Origin of the sequence: Pseudoselenomonas ruminantium, assembly GCF_900142515.1 — a bacterium.
Taxonomy (GTDB): Bacteria; Bacillota; Negativicutes; order Selenomonadales; family Selenomonadaceae; genus Selenomonas_A; species Selenomonas_A ruminantium_D.
On sequence record NZ_FRBC01000001.1, the window covers coordinates 27718 to 47544 of the forward strand.

The window sequence follows — 19827 nt, forward strand, 5'->3', positions numbered from 1 at the left end:
GGGGGCATGAATCATGAAAAAACAAGCATTAGCTTTAGCAATCGGACTGACTTTGATGGGCACTCAGGTACAGGCGGCTGATTTTACGGAAAAAGCAACGGCAGATGGTTATACGCTGGTGGAGCAGCAGGGCGCGGAATTGGCTTATTCGCCCGAATCCGGTGTGAAACTCCTGCAAGTCGACGGCAAGGTCTTCAAGGACATGAACCGCAATGGCAAGCTGGACGCTTATGAGGATTGGCGTCTCAGCCCCCAGAAGCGGGCGGAGGATTTGGCCCGTCAGCTCAGTACAGAGGACATTGCCGGTCTGATGCTCTACAGCATGCACCAGCGCAATCTACAGCCGCAGCTCAATGATGAGCAGAAGAAGATGCTTTCAGCTGACCATGTGCGCACGGTGCTCAACGCTGACAGCACGGCCAGCAACGAAGTGACAGCGAAGTGGAACAATGCCCTGCAGGCCTATGCCGAAAGCTTGCCCTTTGCGATTCCGGCCAACACCAGCTCTGATCCACGCAGTGATGCCCGGGGCAATGGCGTATACCTCAAGGATGTGACGGGTGGTGTGTCCCGCTGGCCCAGCAATTTAGGCATTGCCGCCACCTTCAATCCGGCTATTGCCAAAGCGTTTGGCGAGATTTCTTCCAAGGAATACCGGCTGCTGGGGATTGGCACGGGCCTTTCCCCGCAGATTGACCTGGCCACAGACCCGCGCTGGACAAGGTACTATGGCACTTTCGGTGAAGATCCGGCCCTGGCCCGTGATATGGCCAAAGCCATGATGGATGGCGTGCAGTCTAACATCGAGAAGGGCAAGGATATGGGCTGGGGCAAGTACAGCGTCAATGCCATGATGAAACATTGGCCCGGTGACGGTGTGGGCGAAGGTGGTCGTGAAGCTCATTCTAAATACGGCAAATACGCCGTCTATCCCGGCGGGCAGTTCAATACTCAGCTGATTCCCTTTGTGGATGGCGGTTTGAAACTGGACGGCAAAACGAAGATGCCCAGCGCGGTCATGTCCTCCTATTCCATCGCCTGGAGTGATGATGGCTCTTTGGGGGAAAAGGTGGGCTCGGCTTTCAGCCGCTATAAGATTGGCCTGCTTCGTGACAAATACCATTATGATGGCGTCATCTGCACGGACTGGTGTGTTACGCATGATGTGCCCAAGGAAGTGGGCAAGGGAATTTCTACCGCCTGGGGCGTGGAGAAGGATACAGAGGTCATCCGCCACTATAAAGCCTTGATGGCCGGCGTGGATCAGTTCGGCGGCAACAATGACATCAAGCCGGTGCTGGCGGCCTATGAAATGGGCGTCAAGGAACATGGCAAGGAATATATGGACAAGCGTTTCCAGCAGTCTGCCGTGCGCCTGCTGCGCAATATCTTCCAGATTGGCCTGTTTGAAAATCCTTATCTGGATGTAGCAAAGACCGTGCAGGAAGTGGGCAATCCCCATGATAAGGCAGAGGGTTACAAAGCCCAGGTGGCATCGATTGTCATGCTGAAGAACAAGGGAAATGTGATTCATCAGGCCGAAGCGCAGAGCACGAAGCCGGTGGTTTATATCCCGATGATTTTCCGTCCTGCGCAGGAAAACAAGACTTTCCATACTTATAGCCCCGCCCATTGGTCCCTGCCTGTTGACCTCAAGACGGCCAGCGAATACTTCACGGTGGTTACCGATAAGGTCAGGGAACTGACGGCTAAAGACCGCGACGGCAAGCCCATGGCAGCCGTGACGGATATCGAACGTCTGGCTCCGTCTGAAGTGGCCAAGGCTGATATGTTGCTGGCCGTCATCGACAATCCCACCAATGCCGGCAATCAGTTTGATGGCTTAGGCTGTGATGAACAGGGCAACTTTATCCCCCTGTCCTTGCAGTATAAGCCCTATACAGCTGACTCTGCTGCTGTGCGTAAGGCATCCATTGCCCATGATGAAGGGGAGAATCGCAGCTACTTTGGCCGCAGTGCCCGTATCATCAATGCTACGGACTTGGATGGCGTGGCCTATGGCCGTGAATGCGCAGCCAAATCCGGCAAGGATATGCCCGTGGTCACCATGGTACATGCCCTGAAGCCCATGATTTTCAGTGAGGTTGAGCCGCTGTCGGATGCCATCCTTGTAGGCTACGGTGTCAGCGATGCTGCTTATTTCGATATCCTCACGGGCAAGTTCGAGCCGCAAGGTCTCCTGCCCATGCAGCAGCCCAAGGATATGGAAACGGTGGAGCGTCAGTTCGAGGATACCCCGCGTGATATGGAATGCTATACCGACAGCGAAGGCCATACCTATGACTTTGCTTATGGCCTGGACTGGAAAGGACAGATAAAGGACGCTCGCACGGCTAAATACGCTGTACCTGCGCTGAAAAAATAAGGAGTGATTACTTTGATCAGTAAAAAGTTGAAAAAAGCAGTTCAGTTAGGTCTTTGCGGTGTGATGCTGGCAGGTGTACTGACGGCAGGCGATATTGCTTCCGCTGCCGTTCCTGCGCAGCAGCCGTCCTATAAGACCGTGACGGAAACCTTTGACTGGGGGCCGTCCGTGTCCAAGGTCATCGTGAATCTGGGCAGTATGGTAAAGGCCGGTGAGGTGAATACCGGAACCTTCAAGGTGCATGTGCGCCGGGAACTGGCGGAAGGGGCTATTACGCCCGCTGAAGCCATGCGGGAAAAGCAGGGTGCTACGATTTCTCTGGGAGCAGAATCCACATCTGACAAAGATCTGGAAGGTGACCGCCAGGTGACCAAGGCATATGTCTCCGATGCCAACGGCAATCCCGTGGACAGTGGTGAATATGTGACGTTGGAAATGGCTGTGAGCCCTACGGACACCTTGGGAGCCGCTTTGAACTTCGACCTGCATACCATGCTGAATAACTGGGTGACGCCGCACTACACGATCACGGACGGTCAAAAACTCGTGGTGGATAACAATCAGGGAAATATCCGCCCGCAGGGGGATAAGTTCAAATTCAACCATAAGATCCTGGGCCGGGAATCCTTCCCTTACGCCAGCTATGAACCGGAACTCAAGAACAAGGATGAGAAGAAACCGCTGATTATCTGGCTCCATGGTATGGGGGAGGGCGGCAACAGCCCCTCGTTGCCGATTATGGGCAACAAGGCCACCCAATTTGCCGATGAATCCGTGCAGAAATACTTTGGTGGTGCCTATGTGCTGGCACCGCAGGCCAGAACCTATTGGATGCATGGCTATAAAGGCTTTGCTGATGGCACGTCCATCTACTCCGATGGCTTGATGGAATTCATCAAGGCCTATGTGGCGGAGCATCCCAATGTGGATGAGAACCGCATCTATGTGGGCGGCGACTCCAACGGCGGCTATATGACCATGCTGCTCGTGCGGGACAATCCCGGCTACTTTGCGGCCGCTTTCCCAACCTGTGAGGGCCTCAAGGACAGCATGATTACGAAAAAGGATTTGGCTAATATCGCCAAGACGCCTATCTGGTTCACGGCGGCCAAGACCGATACGGTACTGCCTCCCAAGGATTATGCTGTTCCCACGGTGGAACGCCTCAAAAAAGCTGGTGCGAATGTGCATTTCAGCTTCTTTGACAAGGTGGTGGATACCACGGGCAAGTACAAGAAGGCCGATGGCACGCCTTATGAATACATGGGGCATTGGTCCTGGATCTATGTCTACAATGACGAATGCGAAGATACCATTGATGGCAAGACCGTAAAACTTTTCCAGTGGATGGCAGAGCAGAAGCGGAAATAAAGACAACAACGGGCTGACCGGTCAAAAATCTGACCGGTCAGCCCGTTGCGTTAAAGGGATTTTGCATCAGGCAGCCAAACGGTTGTCTGATGCGGGGATTTTACTTTGTTTGCTGTGATGCCAGTGATTGCCTGCCTGCATATCGGCCAGCAGCATCTTATATTTCTTCAGGCGCATGTCCTGTGTGAAGGTGTAGGTAGCGAGGCAGACTACCAAAACAATCAGGGCGATGTTCAGGATGACTTCATAGTGAATGATAGCGTTCATGATATTACCTCCATAAATCAGATGCGTATATTTTTGAAGAATTGACTGTCGCTGGCCTCGCTGGGGCGGATATCGTAGCCGAGTTTGGCCATTTCCTGTATCTTGACCAAAGCCAGATTGATATTGCAGTTCATTTTTTGGGCCAGCGTGAATTCATCGCAGCCCTCTTTGATCTCGGCGTAAACGGCATCCGTGTCCATCAAAAGGTGGGCGGCGAAGGCATTGGCTTCGTACTCGGTGCGGCTGTTCAGGCGGAAAAGCTCGAATTCCTGCAATTGCGTCTGTTTGGCCAGTTCCCTGTGCAGCTGGTCGTGGCCAATCTCGTGGGCCAGCACCATGTTCTGCCAGATATCATCAAGATTGGCATTGAGGAAGATAAAGCGGTTGCGCCATTGGTAGAAGTACATGCCCAATAGTTTCGTAAAGTTTTCATTGTAGAGAACCTTGATATTCAGTTCCTGGGCCACCCGTTTCATATCCCGGCGGCCTACCTGCCGGATGATTTCCCGGGCGCGCTTATGGCACTGTTCTGAATCCATGGACGTCACTCCTTAGGTTTTTTGCGGTATTTCCGGTTTTCCTTTTTGGCGAGCCAGTATGCTTCCTGCAGGGACTGCATTACAGCATCACGGTCTTCCTCGCTGAGCTCGCCGCCGGCAAAGAGCCCGGATAGTTCGCTGACCAACGCATTGGCCTGCTGCATGCCACGGCTGCCGTATTTGGCGCCGGCCTGACTGACGAAGGCTTCATTTTCGGTGAAGAGATAGTTGGTATCCACGTCAAAGATTTCAGCCAGCTTGGCATAGCGTTCGCGGGTTTTGGGATAGCGTCCGTCCAGCTCGTAGGAAATGTAAGTACGGCGGGTGACGCCGATGGCTTTGGCGACGGCTTCCTGACTCAATCCTTTCTGATGGCGCAGCTGCCGCAATTTTTCTGCGAAGTTCATAGTGCTCAAACCCCTTCGTAAATCTGTGTAACTGAATTACTCAAAGTGTAACACAGTACCGTTGATAACGCAAGGGGAAATTTGCGGGATTTCTGCTTGACAATTTCGTATTGATTTGTTATCATTTATCTTGTACGAAGCGGGATGGTTACGCGTAAGCGGCCAAACCTTGAGGGCTTTTTCTGTTCTCACGGTTGATCCACGCTTTTTTTGTATGTTTAGGATGGTTACATTAGGTTGGCCAAACCTTCAAAGTTATTTAATTTTGGAGGGATTTATGATGAAGAAGTATGAAGAGCTGGCAAAGGACATTGTCCGGCATGTGGGCGGCGAGGCAAACGTCAGCTGCCTGTCCCATTGCATCACGCGGCTGCGGTTCAAGCTCAAGGATGAGAGCAAGGCAGATACGGAGTATCTGAAAGCCCGCGAAGGTGTTGTGACCGTTATCCAGAGCGGCGGTCAGTATCAGGTGGTCATCGGCAATGAAGTGGCCGATGTCTACGATACGGTGCTCGAAGTCAGCAATATTGCGGGCAGTGCCGCAAAGGTTGGGGACGAGGAAGACAATAAGGATCTCAGCCCTTTGGACCGGTTCATTGATTTGATTTCCGGCGTGTTCCAGCCTGTACTGAGCGTGCTGGTGGCAACCGGCATGATCAAGGGCTTCACGGCGCTCTTTATGGCGACAGGACTGGTGGAGCAGGGCAGTGGCATGGCCCAGATGCTCAACATCTTAGGGGATATGTTCTTCTATTTCCTGCCGATTTTCCTGGGCCTTACGGCAGCCCGGAAGTTCCGGATGAACGAATTCACGGGGATGGCTATCGGCGCAGCTTTGGTTTATCCCACGGTTTCTGCCATCATGAAGGGCGAGACTTTGTACACGCTCTTTGATGGCACGATTTTCCAGTCTGCCATTCATATGGAACTGCTGGGCCTGCCCGTTATCCTGATGAATTACGCTTCCAGCGTTATTCCCATCATCGTGGCCGTATGGTTTGGTGCCAAGGTGGAGCGGGCGGTGGCCAAGGCCATGCCCACCATGCTCAAGAGCTTTTTGACGCCGTTCTTCACGATCCTGATTGTGGTGCCGCTGACGTTCATGGCTATCGGTCCGGTGGCAACCTGGGCTGGCCAGATTGTGGGGGCAGCTGCCATGGCCATCTATAATGTGAGCCCCGTGGTGGCCGGCCTGTTTATCGGCGCTTTCTGGCAGGTATTCGTAATGTTCGGCCTGCACTGGGGTCTGGTGCCTATCATGATCAACAACATTTCCGTATATGGCTTCGACCCGCTGGTTGTTACCTACTTCGGCTGCTCCTTTGCCCAGATCGGTGTTGTGCTCGGCATTTTCCTGCGCACGAAGGATGCAAAGCTCAAGAGCATTTCCCTGCCGGCGTTCATCTCCGGTATCTTCGGTGTTACGGAACCCTGCATTTACGGTATTACCCTGCCCCGCAAGAAATATTTCATCATTTCCTGCATCGGCGGTGCTATTGGCGGTGCGCTGATGGCTCTGCTGTCCGTCAATCTCTACATGTTCGGCGGCCTGGGCATCTTCGGTTATCCTACCTTCATTGACCCGAAAACCGGCGACCTGGCTGGTATGTATGGCGGCATGATTGCTTCTGCCGTATCCTTTGTCTTTGGTTTGGTCGTAACGGCTGTGATGTATCGCGATGCAGCGCCGGCGGAAAAATTGACGGTAGTCAAGGAATCGGTTGATGGCAAGGCGGAAAGAGAAATCATCAAGGCTCCGCTGGCTGGCAAGATCGTTCCGCTGGAAGACGTTCCCGATGAAGCATTCGCCATGGGCCTGCTGGGCAAAGGCATTGCCATTGAACCCAGTGATGGCAAGGTGGTGGCTCCGGCTGACTGCACGGTGATGACCATGTTCCCCACGGGCCATGCCATTGGTCTGGTGACGGACAAAGGCGCCGAAATCCTCATCCATATCGGCATGGATACGGTGAAGCTGGAAGGCAAATATTTCACGACCATGGTGAAACAGGGCGACCATGTCAAAGCCGGTGATACTCTGATTGAATTTGACAAGGAAAAAATCGTGGCGGAAGGTTTCAATACCATTACCCCGGTGATTGTCACAAACCATGATCAGTATATGGATGTGGTGTTGACGGATGAAAAAGATGTAGAAGAAGAAGCAAACTTATTGACTGTAATCGCGTAAGGAGTCTTAGAAATGGCATTTCCCAAGGAATTTTTATGGGGCGGCGCTGTTGCCGCCAATCAGTGTGAAGGCGCATACAATGAAGATGGCAAGGGGCTGGATATCCAGGATATCATGCCCCGGGGCATAAAAGGTGCACCGACAGCTGAACCAACTGAAGACAATATGAAACTGGTGGGCATCGATTTCTATCACCGCTATAAGGAAGACGTCAAGCTCTTTGCCGAAATGGGCTTCAAGGTGTTCCGCACCTCCATCGCCTGGAGCCGGATCTTCCCCAACGGGGATGATGCAGAACCCAATGAAAAAGGCTTGCAGTTCTATGATGACCTGTTCGCTGAGTGCCATAAGTATGGCATTGAACCGCTGGTGACCATTTCCCACTATGAAACGCCGTTGAATCTGGCCAAGAAGTACAATGGCTGGGTCAACCATGACCTGATTGGCTTCTATGAAAAGTATGTGCGGGTGATCTTTAACCGCTATAAGGGCAAGGTCAAATACTGGCTGACCTTCAACGAGATCAACTCCGTGCTCCATGCACCCCTGATGAGCGGCGGTATCATGACACCGCTGACTGAGCTCAGCAAGTCTGACCTCTATCAGGCTTGCCATCATGAACTGGTGGCGTCTGCCCTGGCAACGAAAATCGGCCATGAGATCGATCCGGAAGCCAAGATTGGCTGCATGGTATTGTCCATGCCCACTTATCCCTTGACGCCGAATCCTGATGATGTGATTGCCACCATGCAGGCCAACAATCTCAATGATTTCTTTGGCGATATGCATGTGCGGGGCGAGTATCCCGGCTATATGAAGCGCTATTTCCGGGAAAACGGCATTGAGATCAAGACCACGCCGGAGGAACTGGCGCTCTTGAAAGCGCATACTGTGGACTTTGTTTCCTTCAGCTATTATGTCAGCATCTGCGAAACGGCAGATAAGAGCAAGACGCAGGGGGCTGGCAACATCATCGGCGGGGCCAAGAATCCCTACCTCAAAGAATCGGAGTGGGGCTGGCAGATTGATCCGCAGGGCCTGCGCTATGTGCTCAACCGTTTCTACAACCGCTGGCAGAAGCCGCTGTTTATTGTAGAAAACGGCCTGGGGGCCAAGGATGAGCTGGTGGATGATGGTCAGGGCGGCAAGACGGTCAATGACGATTACCGCATTGCCTATCTCAATGACCACCTCGTGCAGGTGGAAGAGGCCATCGAGGATGGCGTGCCGGTCATGGGCTATACCACCTGGGGATGCATCGATCTTGTGAGTGCTTCCACGGCAGAACTGGCCAAGCGTTATGGCTTCATCTATGTAGACCGTCATGATGATGGTACAGGGACACTCAATCGTTATAAAAAGAAGTCTTTCTATTGGTACAAAGACATCATTGAAAGCAACGGTGAAAAACTGAAAAAATAATTTTCAGGGGGCGCGGGAAAATTGCATTTTCCTACTTGCGCCCCTTTTTTACTTATGATATAATTTTTCGCGGTGTAAGAAAAAAGCATGGGTTTTCGATATCTGCCCTGTGCCTCTTGGTATGGAGGTGGTGCAGAAGATGAGGAGCCCAGAAGAAAAAAACAGGAGGTGCACCAACATGGCAGTTATTTCCATGAAACAGTTACTTGAAGCAGGTGTTCATTTCGGACACCAGACCCGCCGTTGGAACCCGAAGATGGCTAAATACATCTTTACGGAGCGTAACGGTATCTACATCATCGACCTGCAGAAGACCGTTAAGAAGGTTGATGAAGCATACGCATTCCTGCGTGACGTTGCCGCTGAAGGCAAGAGCATCCTCTTCGTTGGTACGAAGAAGCAGGCTCAGGAAGCTATCAAAGAAGAAGCTCTCCGCGCTAACATGTTCTATGTGAATGAACGTTGGCTGGGCGGCATGATGACCAACTTCCAGACGATCCAGAAGCGCGTTAACCGCCTGAAGGAACTCGAAGCTATGGAAGCTGATGGCACGTTCGAAGTCCTGACGAAGAAAGAAGTCCAGGGCCTCCGTCATGAAATGGAAAAGCTCGAGAAGTATCTCGGCGGTATCAAAGAAATGAACAAGCTCCCTGGTGCTCTGTTCGTTGTTGACCCGCGCAAAGAGCGTATTGCTGTTGCTGAAGCTCGCAAGCTCAACATTCCTATCGTTGCCATCGTTGACACGAACTGCGATCCGGATGAAGTTGACTACGTAATCCCGGGTAACGATGACGCTATCCGCGCTGTGAAACTGCTGACGGGCCGCATGGCTGACGCTGTGATGGAAGGTCGTCAGGGTGAAGGCGGCGACGCTGCAGAGGCTGCCGCTGAGTAATTCATACTCGCTAAAGGTAAAACTTGTGGGGTAAGGGAGATTATCCCTTACCCTTTATTATTATCTGACACTTAGGAGGAAATATAAATGGCAATTACGGCTGCAATGGTTAAAGAACTGCGCGAAAAGACAGGCGCAGGCATGATGGACTGCAAGAAGGCTCTGACGGCTACCGACGGTGACGCTGCCAAGGCTGTTGACTGGCTCCGTGAAAAAGGCATTGCCAAAGCTGAAAAGAAGGCTGGCCGCGTAGCTGCTGAAGGTGCTGTAGGCGCTTTCGTTGCTGCTGATGGCAAGACGGGCTGCGTAGTTGAAATCAACTGCGAAACCGACTTCGCTGCTGGCAACGAACAGTTCAAAGAGCTGCTCGCAAAGGTTGCTGAGCACATCGTGGCTACGAAACCGGCTGACCTCGACGCTCTGAACAACAGCGAAATCGAAGGCAAGACGGTTTCCACGCTGATCACGGAAGCTACGGCTACCATCGGCGAAAAGATTTCCCTGCGCCGCTTTGCTTGCTACGAAACCGAAGGTCGTCTCGCCAGCTACATCCACATGGGCGGCAAGATCGGCGTTCTCGTAAACCTGACCGGTGGCGACGAGCAGCTGGGCAAGGACGTAGCTATGCAGATCGCTGCAGCTGCTCCGATGGCTGTTGACCGCGATGGCGTTGACGCTTCTGCTCTGGAACACGAGAAGGAAGTTCTCCGCAAGCAGGCTGAAGAAGAAGGCAAACCGGCTAACATCATCGAACGCATGGTGGAAGGCCGCATCAACAAGTTCTACAAGGAAGTCTGCCTCAACGAGCAGATCTTCGTCAAGGATTCCGAAAAGACCATCAAAGATGTACTCGGCGATGTCAAGGTTACGGAATTCACCCGCTTCCAGCTGGGCGAAGGCATTGAGAAGAAGCAGGACGACTTCGCTGCAGAAGTTGCTGCACAGCTCAAGTAATTTCATACGGATAAAGATGAGCACAAGCTATCAGGCGGTTCAAAGATTGCCTGATAGCTTGTGCTCTTATTTTTTCTTCTGCCAGGCAGGTCATGCCGATGGCGCATCTTCCCCAATGAGAAGGTAAAAGTCAGCAGGATTTAATAGGGAATGTATAGAATATACACTAAATTACAAGGGAAGGAGTGTTATGCACTATGGATAGGGGAAAAAACAAATACCAACTGATTGTTGCTGTCACTTTGGCTTGCCTGGGGGTGCCATCTTTGGCAGGAGCTTACACTTTGGACTATGTTTACCATGATGGGAAGAAATTTGCGGAATTTATTATTCTGAATCAAGGGGAAACGTTTATTAAGATAGAAAATGATAGCGTTGCAGGCCCTGCGAAATATACATTAAGCCCGCTGATGAAAGGGGCGGTGAAATCCGGCACGGCTTACTGGGCAGACCTCTTGGGCCCTTATGTGAAAACTGACCAGCCTGTTCAGATTGTGCTTACCACGGATGCTGAACCAAATGCAGCGGCAATACCGATTTCGCTGTCGCATAAAAAGGGAACGGAATCCGATGTTGCTGTGGAAAATTATGTGGTGCAGGGGCTTCAGGGGAAGATAATCAGGGCAGATGTCAAAGAGTTCGACAAAAAGCTCTATAATGCTGACGATGGCCTGTATGTATTCAGCAGGGTGACAGTTGGCCAGCATGCGGGAGCCAATCGCGATGGTGCCAATGCCGGGTGGTGGGTGGATACGGATACGGTGCTGCCGACCAATGAGCAGGCCGCGGATTTGGTGGGGACTATCCGCCATGAATTAGGACATGCCTTGGGAATCATGGGCAAGTTTCAGAAATTCGATAGTAAGACAAAGACATGGGGCGTCAATGTTAATAACCCCATGTATTTAACCGATTTTGAATTCATATCCCGCTTTGATGACCGTGTAAAAGACCGCAACGAATGGAATATGCACCTGATTGACCAGAATGGCAAAACGGCTAAGCCAGGGATGGTGATTTCCACAACTGTCAGCATCAATGAGACACTGGCGGCCATTCCGGGATTGACGAAAAACGATTTATTTATCGTTGACAATGGTGCCAGCAACCCCAATCTCAGCGGCAAAAAAGGTTATGCTTTTTTTGTGGGCGATCATGTCACGGAAGTGCTGGATGGGGCCACATTCAATGGTGTGTCTGGTCTGCCGGTGAATGCCTGGGAATCTTTTTTGTTTTATGGCTTTGAGGGCTCCCACTTGCAGACCACGGGCATGATGAGTCATCGCGCCTATAGCAACTACACTTCTTTTATGGAAGCTGAGCTGGCAGTTATGCAGGATTTGGGTTATGATTTGGACCGCAAGGCTTACTTCGGCTATTCCGTTTATGGCAATGGCGGTGTTATCAACAACACCAATGGCTATTCGGCGCGCAATGCAGCGGGGACGGCCTATATGGGCGGTTACAGCAACGTGCCTTTGGGGATTGGCTTGCATATTTATGGCTCGAAGAATACCGTCACGCAAAGTGCCAATATTTTGACTCGTGGTACTGGAGCCACAGGCATCCGTGTGGACGGTATCGAAAATACTTTGATTATTCCCAATAGCACGGAGGTTCATGCCGATGGCCTGCGGGGTAATGGTGTGCTCATTGCCTATGGCCGGGGGCAGAAGGTGAAGCAGAGTGGCACGGTTACTGCCAAGGGACAGGGCGGTACTGGCATCCGCTTTGACTTTGGTTCCAGCACTAATGGTGCCGGGGACGAGTATCGCGGCTCTTATATCCGCTATAAGCGTGGGGTAGATGCTCCTACAGGCAAGATTTCCAGTGCAGAAAATCTGCCCCTCACGGAGATGAATAAATTCCAATATAATTCCACGGCAGATGAACTGCAGGGGGCCATGGTGGATAGTTATGACCTGTCCAGCACCTTGCAGGGCGGGGAGAATGCCATCTATATCGGCAAAAATGCCCTGGTGAAAAATATCAATCTGCAGGATGGAGCCAAAATCAAGGGCAATATCACTTCGGACTGGAAGCACTTTGATACGAACGGCAGTTATGATGCGGTTGCTGTCGTTGAAGAAGAAGCAAAAGGAGAAGCGTTGCAATTGCAATATAAGGGGAAGAAATATGACTATAATAAATATATCCCCGACCTGGTAACGAATCTGAACTTTAATCTGCAGGATGGAGCCATGCTCTATCAGGGCAATATCAGCGGCAACGACAATATGAAGCTGAAGGTGAATAGCGGCGATTTGGTTTATACGGGAACGGCAGATGTGGTCAATGTCCATGTTTCAAAGGAAGCCGGACTTTACGGCGGGACGTACACCGTAAACGATATGACCGCCCGTATGGCCGAGGGATTCGCCGATAATACCACAGGCAAATTCATCAATCACGGCACCATTGGTGCGGCCAGCCCGGATTCTGTGCTGACGGTCAACGGAAATCTGGATTCAGATGGTGTCCTGCAGGCTTATGGTGGCGGCGCTCAAGGCAATATTTCCGTCAGCGGGACAGCAAATGTAGAAGGTTCGACCGTGACTGCTGTGAATGCATTGCCTGATGAGACATTGGTCGTACTGAATGCCGGCGCTATAAACGGCAATGTGGCAAATCTGGACGGAAAGTCCCACGCTATCACGGGGCTGCTTTCGACAACGGGCTCAAATGATGGCAAAACCTTGAAGGTTACGACACATACGGCCAACAATTTCGGCGAAATGACGGCTGAGCAGGCAGAGGCTTATGATGCTATGGAAGGCATGCAGAAAAATCTTGTGGGGGATACGCGTAGAGAAGAAATGCGCACCCTCTATAACTTGAATTCCTCCGGAGTCCAAAATGCGCTTACGGAAATCGGTGCGTCCTCCGGTCCGCAGGCGGTTGCACTTACGCAGCAGAGCACCTTTGCCAGCCGTGTTATTTCCGACCGGTTGAGCACGGCATTTTCCTTGCAGCCGGTGAACGTGAATGTTCCGGTAAGCCGTTTGGCCGATGGGGAAGAAGGGGAAGGGCTCAAACTGAGCACGAAACTTCCCGTGGCTCAGGATAACAATGCCTGGGTGAAGTTTACCAAGAACTGGGGTGACCTCAAAGGCGGAGCGAACTATCATGGCAGCGCTGTATCGGGCGGCTATGACCGCAAGCTGAGTGAAAACTGGCGGGGCGGCCTGTTCCTGAGCTATCAGACCACAGGCTTTGGTGCCCCATCCGGCAATGGCAATATTTATGATACGCGCTTTGGCGTTTATGCAGGTTATCATAAAAATGCGACAGACGCCTATCTCTATGCGGATTATGGGTGGATAAAGAACAAGCTGCGCCGCAGTATCGGGACATTGGGGCTTGGCGCAGAAGCGAAATATAATTCTCATTTGATGGAAATTGGCGGCGAGTACAAGTACGACCTCCATGCTGCTGATGGCAAGACCTGGCATGTCAGCCCATATGCTGGCTTCCAGCTTTCCTGGCTGAATCAGGGGGCTTACAAGGAAAATGGCGCGGGCATCTTCAATCAGCAGGTAGATGGGAAACACAATACCTACTTTGCGGGACAGATTGGCATGGAAATCAAACGTTATCTGGGGCAGGGCAGCTATGGCATGCGCTGGGGCGTAAAGCACGCTTTTGCCGGAGCCGCCCCGGAACTTTCTTTCCGCTATGAGGGATATGGCGGCAAGTCTTATACACTGCGGAACAATCAGGACAAGACGCATTTCATCTTCTCGCTGTCGGGCGAAACTGAATTTGCCAAGGGTTGGTTCCTGAGTGGTGAAACCCTGTTGCAGAAGGGCGCCCATGATAAGGATATTTCCGCCTCCGTGCAGTTCAAGCGGGTGTGGTAAATTATGTCATCGTAGGTGGTATTGGGATTCTGATTACAATCCAGTGCCAGCAAGATTCTACAACGTTGTTTAATGGTGTTTGAACTTTTGGTTGAACGTAAAGCCTCCTTGATACGGTTGCGCTCCGCAGTAGTTAAAGCAATAGGATATTTTCTCTTACGTCCAGCCATTGTAATGCACCTCCATAATCAAAGTTATATCTACGTACATCATATCATATAATTATGAAAACTATATATATGGATGAGGTTCTACACTAGCTAATGAATATTTATGTATTAGTCAAAGAACCAACTAAGAAAGCTTTTGACACCATTTACGATGCTGCGTCCTACGTTCTTGACCGTGTTCCATACCTTTTGGACGTCAGGTTTGGCGATTTCGGCTACCTTGCGGGCAGCTTTACCGATGGCCTGACCGATTTTGCTACCTGCAAGCCGTCCAATCATACCGCCGACAAAGCCACCAACCGTTACAGCCACAGGAGCCAGGAAGGGGACGAAAGTGCCAACGGCCAGACCGATTTTTGTGCCAATAGAACGGCCTAATTTCTCACCGGCAATAGATAAGCCTTGGGAAACTTGTACGGTGACAATCTGTTCTGTGCGGTCTAAGACCTGCTGGCCACTGAGTTCGCCATCGGCATAGGCTAGCATGAGTTTGGCAGATTCCACGCCGCCACAAGCCAGCGCTGTAATCGCGCCCACTGGCGTAGACTTGGGCAGGGGGACAATGCCCTTCTGTACACCGGTCACCAACGCTGCGGAAGCGGCTTTCTTGACCTCACCATCGTCGCCGGAGCGCAGGGCTGCGGCGATATTTTTCAGTTCACTGATTTTCTCCCCCAAAGGTGTTTTCTCTGCCATAGCAAAGCCCGCATTGACCACCTGTCCTGCTAATGCACCTATTTTGATTTCTTGGTTTAATTGACGGGTCAAGGCCTTGTTTTCCTCTGCTGACCAGTCATATTCTTCCATGGGGCCTTCTTCAAAAGTGGCTGGTACAGGTGTGCCGTCAATCGTGGCCATAGTCTGTTCGTTTTCGAGATGCAAGGCTTTGGCTGTCTGGAAGAGGGTATTGCCATATTCCAGTTCTGTGAGTTCCGGTAGATTCTGACGCAGAGTTTCCGCCAGCCATTCTTCCTTGGTATCTCCAGCGGCTATGGCACCCTGCAAAGAAGTTAGGTTGGCATCGAATGTATTGATGCCAGCTTCGATTTCATGGATAATCTGTTGGCGATTTTCCGTACTTTCTTCCGGCAGGGATTTTTCCAGCCTGTCTGCTAGCCAGTTTTCCTCACCCTTATCACAGCTGGCCATAAAGTCTTCCATGATTGGTTGGAGTTTTTTGGCATTTTCGGCTGTGAAAACTTCTTTTTCCATTTCGTGCATAGCATATCTCCTAAGCTTTGCTGGCTTTTATCTTGTTCTGTCCATAGTCAATGCGGTAGCGTTTTCCACAATGGGGGCAGGTGCCGCGGGTCGTGTGCATGGAACTGCTGGACACTTCATAAGGCCCTAGTTTCCGGGCATGGCAGTTGGGACAGTTCGCATATTTCGCAGCCATAGCAAAAACCTCCTTGCATAACATGAAAGAATAAGCCTTCCCTTGAGGGGAATGTGTCAGCCTATGACTGACAGATGAGGTATTTTCACACGGAAGCATTCTTGAAATGTCTATCCTTATACTCTTTGGACATCTTCTCAATCTGCTCCTTCATGATCACAGACAACGAAGCCGTATTGTGGATCGCGTGCAAGATCGTGTCCGTGGTGACAGATGGCAAATCCTGTGTGAATGCTGATTCGATGGCATCCTTCACCACGCCTTCGATATCGGCACCGCTGTAACCTTCCGTAGCCTTGGCGAGTTTTGCGATGTCAATGGCAGGCAGATCCTTGGGACGGCGGCGGCCTATATGGATTTGGAAAATTTTGGCTCGTTCCGCGGGGCTGGGCAGCCCTACATAGAAAATCTCGTCAAAACGCCCCTTGCGCAGAAGTTCTGGTGGCAGGTGCGTGATGTTGTTGGCGGTGGCGACCACAAATGCCAGCCCGTCCTTTTCCTGCATCCAGGTCAGAAAGGTGCCAAAGAGGCGTGTAGTGACTTCATTGCCACCACCTCCGCCGCCGATTCCGGCAAAGGCCTTTTCCAGTTCATCAATCCAGAGAACGCAGGGGGAGATGGCCTCAGCCAGCGCAATGGCATGGCGCATATTAGCTTCGGATTCGCCGACATACTTACCCATGAGGCGTCCCATATCCATGCGCAGCAGGGGCACATCAAAGAGAGCGGCTGCCGCTTTGGCGTTCAGGGATTTACCACAGCCGGGGAGTCCTGCAATCAGCACGCCTTTTGGCAAGTCCACGCCGTATTCCTGAGCTTTGTCGATGTTCTTCAAAACCTTTGCCTTGGCTTGGAGCCAGTTCTTGAGGTTCTCCAACCCGCCGATGTCGGAGAGTTTTTCCTTGACCGTCACCATTTCCATGATGCCGGACTTCTGGACCAGCTGTTTCTTCTGGTCATGGATAAGTTTCAGATCCGCACGACCGATTTCGCCGTTATCCGCCAGAGCCAGAGCGAGGATATTGACGATTTCAAACTCCGGCAGTCCTTTGAACGCTAACGACAGTTCCCTTAGGAAATCATCCAGCGGTTGGGAAATGTCCTGTTTCTCACAAAAATCCAGAATGATTTGCCGAATCTCTGCCGTACTCAGATAATCCACCGTCAGCATGGTGACATAATGCTCCAAGGCTTTCGGAACATTCGCTCGGGGAGCAACGATGACGATGTTGGCGTCGGGAAGTTCCCCGGAAATAATCTGTTCTGAGAGAAATTTCAACTGGGCCGTGATTTCCGGAACATCTAATAGTTCCTGCGCGTCTTTTATCAGCAGTACCCGACGTTGCAAAGAAAAGCGCCGGGCAAACTTCTCATTGTCCATAGCCGCAGGATTGGCGAAATTGTTGAGTGCTTCCAGCAGTGAGATGCCTTCCCGCTTCTCATCTGACTTGCTGTAAAACAGCCCCCGCACATTCCATTCCAGAATCTCTCGATTGCTCGAAGCCCTGACGATAGCCCGCTCCGCCTTGTCTTCCTCAAACGTTTCAATATAGATAATAGGAAATCCCGCGTCCATATAAAGCGTCATGCGCTCAGAAAGTGATTTCATATGGATTCCTCCTCAGGTTATCTGCGGAATATATTTCACGTACTTTATATTTTTTCCTAACAAAACATTTTAATTGTCGCTGGTTATAGATGCGGCTCCTTTTAAGAATTCACAGATTTCATTGCCTAAAGATCGGACAATAGGATACCCACACCAATCTAAATTATATTTGTCGTTATAAGTGGTAATATCCATTTTCCCGGAATAATTTTCAAAATCTGTTTCTTCAATATCTGCATATTTGATCATTATTTTTTCCAGATTTCCTCCGCCGACGCAAAAACTATCCTTTGTAAGCATCCATCCATAGGAGCCTGTGCTATTCATGTGAGCATGTATGATTTCACTGTCAGTATACTTATTGTTGCAAATAATCTTTAGGCACAATTTTTTCTGCAATTCAGTGATATCACTCTTTGTGTTTATGTATAAGTCTCTGCTGCTGCAAGCCGTGTTCGTATCATTTACAAACATCCATCTATCAAGTGGATATTCGTTTCCACCGTATTTGATTGTGCCTAAAACATTGTGATATAACTCTGTTAGCATTTCGAACTTTTCATCGATGATTTGATTTTCCTGAAGAACAGATTCTTGGTGGATTGATGGGGAAGTTTTCTTTGATGGTACTGCATGACTCGGTGTTGGAGATATGTTTTTGGTTAAATTTAGATAATTGGCGAATATATCAGCAAGATACCAAATATATATTGTGTTAGAATCCTTAGTAGGGGTAATGACTTCTATATTGTTTTTTAGAACGATTTTTAAGTTATTAATCTCAATATCCCCTGCTAAAGCTAACTTAATGGAGTCTTTTTTTATATCATCAGGAGTAATTGGAGTTGCACTAGTCATGGTTATCTCATTATAGGGGATTATATATGAAGTATCGTTATGAGCGTTATGTATAGTTAATGATTTTTTGTCATATAAACATACCGAATCGGCTGTGAATATACATCCGGAGGAAAAATCTTCTGCAAGAAAAGCTTTTACGATATCGTCTTCCTTATATTTGTTTCTGCACATAGACATAAGAGCTAGGCTCTTTTGTTGATTAGAGATGCTTTTGACTTTGCGACTGAAATTTCCCCATCTATCTATAAATTCCCAAACAGGTATAGAATTATTATTGTATCGGCTTATGGCAACAGATTTATATAACGCAAAGAGCTGGTCTACCGAGCAAGTCGCGACCTCATTAGAACATGTGCTATCAGGAGTCTCTGTGGTTAGTGGCTTAGTTTTCGTATCAGTCTGAGTCTTTTTCCAAGGCAATAAGACATTCTCAAAAATGATATCTTTGGCTTTTAGATCCGCATCGGATGTGGCTCTGATTTCAATTTTAGGAGTTCCGAGAAGGCCAATATATTTCTTATGCTCCACACGGATGGGAATATTGAACTTCTCTCCACAGAGATAAATCACAGGTGATTCCAAATCCAGCAGGTCAGCTAGGTCTTCCTGATTCAAGGCCGTAATCATAGCATTGTCGATAATGGTGCTGTCACTGGTCTTCTGACGCAGGAAGGTCTTTTTCTCGTTGAGCCGTTCCACGGCTTCAAGGTCAAGCGCGTCATATTTTGACGCGTCAACGCCGATAATGGCACAGAGCTGGGCGTTGAGATTGGGGGCATCCTTGTCCAGTTCCTCAATCTTAGCTGCTTCATCATCGTAATAGCGGTCTTCCAGCCACTCCAGCAGCTTGCCGGAGTGATAGTAGCGGGCAATGCTTTCCATGTCAAAATGCTCTCGCAGTTCCTCCAGATTGCTGCGCACCTTCGTGCCGTCAGCCATTTCTAAAGCGAATTTTACCTTTCTAGCCATATTTGATTCCTCCTGAAAATGAATAAATATTTGGACATCATGTATGACACCATGTTATAATTGATATACCGATTCCTACGCATGAACCTATTACGCGTATCTATATCATATTGATCAAGGAAGCGATTGAAAGGATTGATGAAGATGAAGCCGGAAAAGACGCTTGAATATTATCTTTCGCTGCCCTATAGGCTGGAAATCATTCCTGATACAGAAGAGGGCGGATATGGTGCCCGTTATCCGGAGCTTCCCGGTTGTATTACCTGCGGGGAAACGATGGAAGATATTATCCGCAATGCTGAGGATGCCAAGCGGGAATGGCTGTTGTCGGCGCTGGAAGATGGTATTGAAATCTTCGAGCCAGTGGACGAAGCTGTGAATCCGTATTCTGGGCAGTTCAAACTGCGGATTCCCAAGATACTTCATAAAATTCTTGCTGAACATGCTAAAAAGGAAGGCATCAGTATGAATCAGTATTGCTTGTATCTTCTTTCGCGTAACGATGCATTTCATACCGCATGATATTGACG

Annotated in this window: 15 protein-coding genes; 8 read left to right on the plus strand and 7 right to left on the minus strand. The window is 50.1% G+C overall.

The features are described from left to right. The first annotated feature begins 13 nt into the window (after window positions 1-13). Together BUB68_RS00105 and BUB68_RS00110 are read left to right on the plus strand one after the other, a co-directional pair. Window positions 14-2386 (plus strand): glycoside hydrolase family 3 protein, encoded by a 2373-nt coding sequence (locus tag BUB68_RS00105; protein ID WP_073087813.1) that lies wholly within the window; start codon window positions 14-16, stop codon window positions 2384-2386. A gap of 3 nt (window positions 2387-2389) precedes the next feature. Beyond that, window positions 2390-3757: a prolyl oligopeptidase family serine peptidase gene (locus tag BUB68_RS00110; RefSeq protein WP_256625438.1), complete on the plus strand. Its 1368-nt coding sequence runs from the start codon at window positions 2390-2392 to the stop codon at window positions 3755-3757. 66 nt (window positions 3758-3823) lie between these two features. Here BUB68_RS00110 and BUB68_RS00115 read toward each other — a convergent pair whose 3' ends face one another. The 3 genes from BUB68_RS00115 to BUB68_RS00125 are packed head-to-tail and all read right to left on the minus strand — an operon-like array spanning window position 3824 to window position 4970. Next, the gene (locus BUB68_RS00115) at window positions 3824-4024 is read right to left on the minus strand and encodes a hypothetical protein (protein ID WP_073087814.1); all 201 of its coding nucleotides are present in this window, start codon (window positions 4022-4024) and stop codon (window positions 3824-3826) included. 17 nt (window positions 4025-4041) lie between these two features. Continuing rightward, window positions 4042-4563, minus strand: a complete 522-nt coding sequence (locus BUB68_RS00120; protein WP_073087815.1) for an ImmA/IrrE family metallo-endopeptidase — start codon at window positions 4561-4563, stop codon at window positions 4042-4044. 5 nt (window positions 4564-4568) lie between these two features. Beyond that, entirely contained in the window at window positions 4569-4970 is a 402-nt protein-coding gene (locus tag BUB68_RS00125) for a helix-turn-helix transcriptional regulator (RefSeq protein ID WP_073087816.1), read from the minus strand. A 277-nt stretch (window positions 4971-5247) separates the two neighbouring features. On the opposite strand from BUB68_RS00125, the gene BUB68_RS00130 reads away from it, so the two are divergent. The 5 genes from BUB68_RS00130 to BUB68_RS00150 all read left to right on the plus strand — a co-directional run bounded on the left by BUB68_RS00130 (window position 5248) and on the right by BUB68_RS00150 (window position 14292). Next, the gene (locus tag BUB68_RS00130) at window positions 5248-7161 is read left to right on the plus strand and encodes a beta-glucoside-specific PTS transporter subunit IIABC (RefSeq protein ID WP_081371785.1); all 1914 of its coding nucleotides are present in this window, start codon (window positions 5248-5250) and stop codon (window positions 7159-7161) included. 12 nt (window positions 7162-7173) lie between these two features. After that, window positions 7174-8583 (plus strand): glycoside hydrolase family 1 protein, encoded by a 1410-nt coding sequence (locus BUB68_RS00135; RefSeq protein ID WP_073087818.1) that lies wholly within the window; start codon window positions 7174-7176, stop codon window positions 8581-8583. A gap of 178 nt (window positions 8584-8761) precedes the next feature. Further along, window positions 8762-9478 (plus strand): 30S ribosomal protein S2, encoded by a 717-nt coding sequence (gene rpsB / locus BUB68_RS00140; protein ID WP_073087819.1) that lies wholly within the window; start codon window positions 8762-8764, stop codon window positions 9476-9478. Between the two features lie 87 nt (window positions 9479-9565). Next, window positions 9566-10432 (plus strand): translation elongation factor Ts, encoded by an 867-nt coding sequence (gene tsf, locus BUB68_RS00145; protein WP_073087820.1) that lies wholly within the window; start codon window positions 9566-9568, stop codon window positions 10430-10432. Between the two features lie 197 nt (window positions 10433-10629). Continuing rightward, the gene (locus BUB68_RS00150) at window positions 10630-14292 is read left to right on the plus strand and encodes an autotransporter outer membrane beta-barrel domain-containing protein (protein ID WP_073087821.1); all 3663 of its coding nucleotides are present in this window, start codon (window positions 10630-10632) and stop codon (window positions 14290-14292) included. A gap of 278 nt (window positions 14293-14570) precedes the next feature. Here the strand turns inward: BUB68_RS00150 and BUB68_RS00155 are convergent, their stop codons facing one another. The 4 genes from BUB68_RS00155 to BUB68_RS00165 all read right to left on the minus strand — a co-directional run bounded on the left by BUB68_RS00155 (window position 14571) and on the right by BUB68_RS00165 (window position 19297). Continuing rightward, window positions 14571-15683, minus strand: a complete 1113-nt coding sequence (locus tag BUB68_RS00155; protein WP_073087822.1) for a hypothetical protein — start codon at window positions 15681-15683, stop codon at window positions 14571-14573. 10 nt (window positions 15684-15693) lie between these two features. Then, on the minus strand, window positions 15694-15858 hold the full coding sequence (locus tag BUB68_RS15150) for a hypothetical protein (protein WP_178139431.1): 165 nt from the start codon (window positions 15856-15858) through the stop codon (window positions 15694-15696). An 85-nt stretch (window positions 15859-15943) separates the two neighbouring features. Next, window positions 15944-17467, minus strand: coding sequence for an AAA family ATPase (locus BUB68_RS00160; protein ID WP_073087823.1), 1524 nt, complete (start codon window positions 17465-17467; stop codon window positions 15944-15946). A 69-nt stretch (window positions 17468-17536) separates the two neighbouring features. Continuing rightward, window positions 17537-19297: a hypothetical protein gene (locus BUB68_RS00165; RefSeq protein WP_073087824.1), complete on the minus strand. Its 1761-nt coding sequence runs from the start codon at window positions 19295-19297 to the stop codon at window positions 17537-17539. A gap of 138 nt (window positions 19298-19435) precedes the next feature. On the opposite strand from BUB68_RS00165, the gene BUB68_RS00170 reads away from it, so the two are divergent. Then, window positions 19436-19819, plus strand: coding sequence for a toxin-antitoxin system HicB family antitoxin (locus tag BUB68_RS00170; protein WP_256625450.1), 384 nt, complete (start codon window positions 19436-19438; stop codon window positions 19817-19819). Window positions 19820-19827: the final 8 nt, after the last annotated feature.

Excerpts from the sequence above, each read along its gene's own strand:
- BUB68_RS00105 (WP_073087813.1), top strand. The coding sequence starts at position 14 with ATGAAAAAACAAGCATTAGCTTTAGCAATCGGACTGACTTTGATGGGC.
- BUB68_RS00115 (WP_073087814.1), bottom strand. The coding sequence starts at position 4,024 with ATGAACGCTATCATTCACTATGAAGTCATCCTGAACATCGCCCTGATT.
- BUB68_RS00120 (WP_073087815.1), bottom strand. The coding sequence starts at position 4,563 with ATGGATTCAGAACAGTGCCATAAGCGCGCCCGGGAAATCATCCGGCAG.
- BUB68_RS00125 (WP_073087816.1), bottom strand. The coding sequence starts at position 4,970 with ATGAACTTCGCAGAAAAATTGCGGCAGCTGCGCCATCAGAAAGGATTG.
- BUB68_RS00130 (WP_081371785.1), top strand. The coding sequence starts at position 5,248 with ATGATGAAGAAGTATGAAGAGCTGGCAAAGGACATTGTCCGGCATGTG.
- BUB68_RS00135 (WP_073087818.1), top strand. The coding sequence starts at position 7,174 with ATGGCATTTCCCAAGGAATTTTTATGGGGCGGCGCTGTTGCCGCCAAT.
- rpsB (WP_073087819.1), top strand. The coding sequence starts at position 8,762 with ATGGCAGTTATTTCCATGAAACAGTTACTTGAAGCAGGTGTTCATTTC.
- tsf (WP_073087820.1), top strand. The coding sequence starts at position 9,566 with ATGGCAATTACGGCTGCAATGGTTAAAGAACTGCGCGAAAAGACAGGC.
- BUB68_RS00150 (WP_073087821.1), top strand. The coding sequence starts at position 10,630 with ATGGATAGGGGAAAAAACAAATACCAACTGATTGTTGCTGTCACTTTG.
- BUB68_RS00155 (WP_073087822.1), bottom strand. The coding sequence starts at position 15,683 with ATGCACGAAATGGAAAAAGAAGTTTTCACAGCCGAAAATGCCAAAAAA.
- BUB68_RS15150 (WP_178139431.1), bottom strand. The coding sequence starts at position 15,858 with ATGGCTGCGAAATATGCGAACTGTCCCAACTGCCATGCCCGGAAACTA.
- BUB68_RS00160 (WP_073087823.1), bottom strand. The coding sequence starts at position 17,467 with ATGAAATCACTTTCTGAGCGCATGACGCTTTATATGGACGCGGGATTT.
- BUB68_RS00165 (WP_073087824.1), bottom strand. The coding sequence starts at position 19,297 with ATGGCTAGAAAGGTAAAATTCGCTTTAGAAATGGCTGACGGCACGAAG.
- BUB68_RS00170 (WP_256625450.1), top strand. The coding sequence starts at position 19,436 with ATGAAGATGAAGCCGGAAAAGACGCTTGAATATTATCTTTCGCTGCCC.